General features: G+C 43.3%; 4 protein-coding genes. 2 read left to right on the forward strand and 2 right to left on the reverse strand.

Features of this window, described 5'->3' with window-relative positions:
* Positions 1–54: 54 nt before the first annotated feature.
* On the reverse strand, positions 55–975 hold the full coding sequence (locus ACU01J_RS21455; protein WP_481085133.1) for an IS5 family transposase: 921 nt from the start codon (positions 973–975) through the stop codon (positions 55–57).
* 221 nt (positions 976–1,196) lie between these two features.
* On the opposite strand from ACU01J_RS21455, the gene ACU01J_RS21460 reads away from it, so the two are divergent.
* Both ACU01J_RS21460 and ACU01J_RS21465 read left to right on the forward strand, forming a co-directional pair.
* Positions 1,197–1,880: a hypothetical protein gene (locus tag ACU01J_RS21460; RefSeq protein WP_481087436.1), complete on the forward strand. Its 684-nt coding sequence runs from the start codon at positions 1,197–1,199 to the stop codon at positions 1,878–1,880.
* 1,152 nt (positions 1,881–3,032) lie between these two features.
* Positions 3,033–3,479 (forward strand): GNAT family N-acetyltransferase, encoded by a 447-nt coding sequence (locus tag ACU01J_RS21465; RefSeq protein ID WP_005500246.1) that lies wholly within the window; start codon positions 3,033–3,035, stop codon positions 3,477–3,479.
* A gap of 33 nt (positions 3,480–3,512) precedes the next feature.
* Here the strand turns inward: ACU01J_RS21465 and ACU01J_RS21470 are convergent, their stop codons facing one another.
* Positions 3,513–4,469, reverse strand: coding sequence for an IS110 family RNA-guided transposase (locus ACU01J_RS21470; RefSeq protein WP_481087434.1), 957 nt, complete (start codon positions 4,467–4,469; stop codon positions 3,513–3,515).
* Between the last annotated feature and the right edge of the window lie 212 nt (positions 4,470–4,681).

Here is a 4,681-nt window from a genome sequence, read left to right on the forward strand (position 1 = left end):
GGCTTTGTTGCGTAATTCGGACAGAAAAACAAACCGCCCGAAATTGTGCAATTCTTAAACAACAAACTGAGTTTCAGGCATACCAAGCCCTGTAAGCTTGTTCAGCGCTTTAATCATGGCGTAGGTTTCGCCAACCTGAGCATTGTAGTTTCGCAGGCTTAACCTCCCACCTAGCAACTGCTTCACTCGATACATGGCTGTTTCTGATAGTGAACGTTTGTGATAACCATACCGCTTTTTCCACTTCTTGTTGGAGCCGTAGAGCTTTTGGCAACCCACTGCTAAATTGCGAGGATGTCCTTGTTCCCAGAAGGCTGCCCCTTCTCTTGGTGGGATAAGCGGAATAGCTCGCTTAATCCGTATGGCATCATGGCAGTTCCTTGTGTCGTAAGCACCATCTCCAGATATCTCGATGATTTGTCGACGTGTTTGCTTGAGCAAATTAGGAAGGACTTCTGAATCAGTGACATTAGATAAACTCAGTTCTGCTGCTACTATCTCGTGAGTACTGGTGTCGACTGCTAAATGCAGCTTTCTCCAGACTCTACGCTTCCCGTCAGTACCGTGCTTCTTGACCTTCCATTCACCTTCGCCATAAACCTTGAGACCAGTGGCATCAATGGCCAGATGCTGTATCGCACCTCTGGTTTTAGTTTTAAATGAAACCTCAACCTGCTGGGCTCGACGGCTTATACAGGTGTAATGCGGACAAACAAGCGGTATGTTAGCCAGCTTAAATACTGAGTCTAGAAAACCTTGCAGCGCTCTCAATGGCATAGAGAAAACGCGTTTTACCATCAGTGCGGTAGTAATGGCTAGGTCGCTGAATCGACGAGGCCTGCCGCGCTTACTCTGTTTGCTTTGCTTCCACTCGCGTATGGCTTCCTCATCAATCCAGAAAGTGAGTGAACCACGGTTGATTAGGGCTTTGTTGTACTGTTTCCAGTTAGTTGTTTTGTAACGAGGTTTCGGCATAAGGCTACGATGATTAACTGATGTAGCCGATCAGATCGTAACTTCCTGATTTAGTTCCATCGAATTACGCAACAAAGCCGAGTGACGGCTAACCTTTGGCATTTTTGGTTTAGCTGGCTTTCGGGAATACGGTGGCTTTGCTTGGGTTTCGTGGTAGTTAGCCGCACCTTAGCAAGGCGTTATGTGTTCCATCGAAAAGTAAGCCTGGAGATAGTAGGTTAGTGAAAGTTTATAAGTTTCGCGAAAAAGAAGATTACATTTATTACTTGTCCCAAATCATCGCAGATACTGTTAAGTATAAAGAAAGGCTAAAGCGCTATTTATCTGAAATAAATGAATTAGTAGAGTCTAATTCTGCGAGCGGTGTTGTCGAGGCTGTTGTGTATGAATCAATCAGTGATAAATCAAAAGCACTCTTGTATTACTTGTTTAATTTGCTCGGTGATGAATCCAAGAGTGCTGTCTCGTATAGGAAATTCCGAAAACTACTTGTTAAAGGTTCTCCTTGCTTAAATGTTCGTTTTGAACGTTTGACTAATGAAGAGGCTCAAGTCTCAAATAGCTTCAATCAACATCGAAACTGGGGCTTACATATCCCTGAATCATTGTTTACTAACCAGCGAAAAATCCAAAATATTACTGGTGCTGAAATTGATAAGTACAAAGATACAGTTCCCGTTGAAGTATACGATTATTTTGAGATTCGCTATCTAACGTCACTCAAAGCGGAGATCGAGGATGTAATATCCAGTATTGAGTTGCTAGAAAAGCGAATGATGCAAGATTACCTAAAGCTTGCAGGAGTGCATTTCCAAGTTTCATTGTTTCGGGTAAAAGTTAAGCCCTATGAAATCATGGATGTAGTCCAAGCATCGCTTAACACTCAAACGAAAAAGAACACATAACAAAGCGTTTAAGACGGATTCTCAACGCTTGGCATTTTCGGTTTGCTTTGAATTTAGTGATTACGGCACAATGGTTTAGGTAGGGTGGTAGCGTTGCTCACCACTTAACGCGGCGTTAGTTGGTATGGGTTTCGTAGTTTAAGGTACGAGTTTCTATCGCGTGGTGTGCATTCGTCCATCGTCTATCGGCAAGCAACAAATCATCACTCTTGAATAAGGTTCAGGGCTGCTTGCCTAGTCATGTTGGGAATCCGGTTTGATGAACGGGCGTATCAGGTTTGTCAGTTTCAGTTGCTTCGGCATGCAAGGAGCTAACTCAGCTTTAAAGTTATCTGCGCTAAAGCGGTGTCGGGCGCTAAGCACTGGTCGTTTACTGCTTTTTAGGTCGCACCTATTTCTACGGTGGAACATCCAAACTTCGGAGTAATCTAACCAACTAACAATCTGTTAAAGACGGACTGCCAACACGGGGCACTTTTAGTTCTGGTCTGGTATAGTGTTTACGGTGGTTTAGTTGAGTTACGTGGTAGGTTGGCAGCCACTTAACAGGGCGTTATGTTTACTTGAAATTCAAAGGCTTAAAGGTCTTAGGCTTTAGTTCTTTGTCCCTCTGGCAATCCGTCCTTAGTAGACTCAGCAAATCCGCATTATCGGTCTAAGTTCTTGAATTTCTCAGCCCGTAAAACATGCCAATGTTCGCGGGTTGCTTCATTGTCAGGTCGTGGCGGTCGGCTTTTCATTTTACTGGCTCAAAGTCGCTTTTAGGTTCTAAGCCAATTAGCATTTCAGTTTGGCAGTTGCCTCGGCAACTCAACATTGTATTGCGCTTTGGTTGGAAAGAAAGGGCGCTTGTTGGTACTTGGTCGGGTTGCCTCATTGGGCAGGGAAGTGGAATTACAGGTTTTAGGTTAATCGCCTTTGATGGTCAAGCTGGTTCGAGCCTTGTGGTTTGCTTCAGAAAACCAGCTAGAAATTTCAGTTCTTTCTCAAGTAAATCATGTATTTGTGGTAAAACATAACAAACAATTCAACAGTGATTCGCAACGCTTGGCGCTTTCACTTCGGGTTGAGTTTAGTGTTTACGGCGCAGTTTTTGGGTTCAGTGCTTGCGCTGCTCACACGTTAATTGGGCGTTATGTGCTTGGAGGAAAAATGCAATATATCGAAGTCAAAAGTAGCCAGATTCCGCTAGATTTGCTGCTTGAAGCCGATCCTTCTGAAGCGAGTATTTCTTCATATTTATCTGATTCATGGTGCTTCGCTGCACTAGATAATGGGCGTGTTTTAGCAGCTTGCATAGTGAAGCCACAAACCAATAGCCTTGCTGAGATATTCAATGTCTCTGTATATCCAAAGTTACAAGGTCAAGGTGTTGGTTCTGAATTGCTTAAGTCGGTTCTGTCTCAGTTATCAAGTAAGGGAATCTCACGTGTTGAACTAGGCACAGGCACCTTTGGCTATCAACTGACTTATTATCAGCGTCTTGGCTTTCGGGTTGACTCAATCGTCAAAGATCACTTTTTGCTGAATTATCCAGAGCCAATTTATGAAAATGGTATTCAACACAAAGACATGCTGAGATTGTACGCACAACTTTAGTACGCACATAACAAGAGACTATGGCGTCAATAGTTAGTTTTTGGCGCTATTGCTATCCCACATAACACCGTCCCTTAGCATTGAATTTAGTATCACCACCATCTTCCTCATGCAGGCAACGATTGCCACTTTTTTCGGTTTGCCTGCCGCAACTAATCGTTCATATGTAGCCTTAAATACGGGGTTACATTGGATGGCAGACATCATTGCCATGTATAAAACGGTACGAACTTGAGCGCGTCCCCCTTGTATCATCCGTTTGCCTTTGAGGCGCCCACTTTCTCTTGTTATTGGAGCGACACCGATAAGAGAAGATGCTTGCTTATTGGTGATGAAACCGAGTTCCGGAACATTGCTGATGATAGACGCGGATGCAATTTTTCCAATTCCTGGCATGCTCTGTAGTATTTCATTCTTAGCTTGATATTCAGGGCAGGTATCGATGAGTTTTGATATCTTTACTTCTATTTTGACGATTTGATTTTTAAGGGCGGTCAAGATTGGTTTTATGGAAGAAGCTAAACTCTGAGGTAAGATTTGTTGTCGATTTCTTTCCATCGTCTGCATGGAAAGCAGTTGATTTCGCCTTGTGACTAAGTCACTCATTAATCGAATATTTTCACTCTTTAACTTGGTTAGTTTAGGTTGAATGGCTTCGCCAAAATGAGCAATGAGAGCGGCATCTAGACGGTCATTCTTAGCTCTTTGTCCAATGGCTCCTGCGAACCTTTTTACATGCAATGGGTTGGCAATGACATAGGGTAACTTCGCTTTATCACAGGCAAATATGAAGGGCATCTCAAGCCGACCTGTGGCTTCGATGACAACGCGGTTAGGTCGATGTTTGGCAATAGTTCGTACCGCTTCTTTGATACCTTTTTCGTTGTTTGGAACGGTAAAGTAAATATCGAGAGGGCGAATATAAATATCTAATTGTGACTTGCCAGTATCAACGCCGACATTAATGTTTTGAAGTGTGTTTGTATTCATAATAAGCTAACTCTTGCTTGCAAATGCGGGCTCGAGACCCAGAAGACTATTCGAGTGTGGTGCTTGGAGTTCTATCAGGTGTTCGTACTTGTTACCGGTCTCTCGCTAGAGGAGCCATCATTTAATCGAACTACTAGATAGAAGAACTTTAGTTGCAGCTAAAGTCTGGGTCTCACCTTACCCGATTTGAGTGCTTATTATCCATACAAAGC

The organism is Vibrio sp. 2433-A1 (assembly GCF_056726085.1).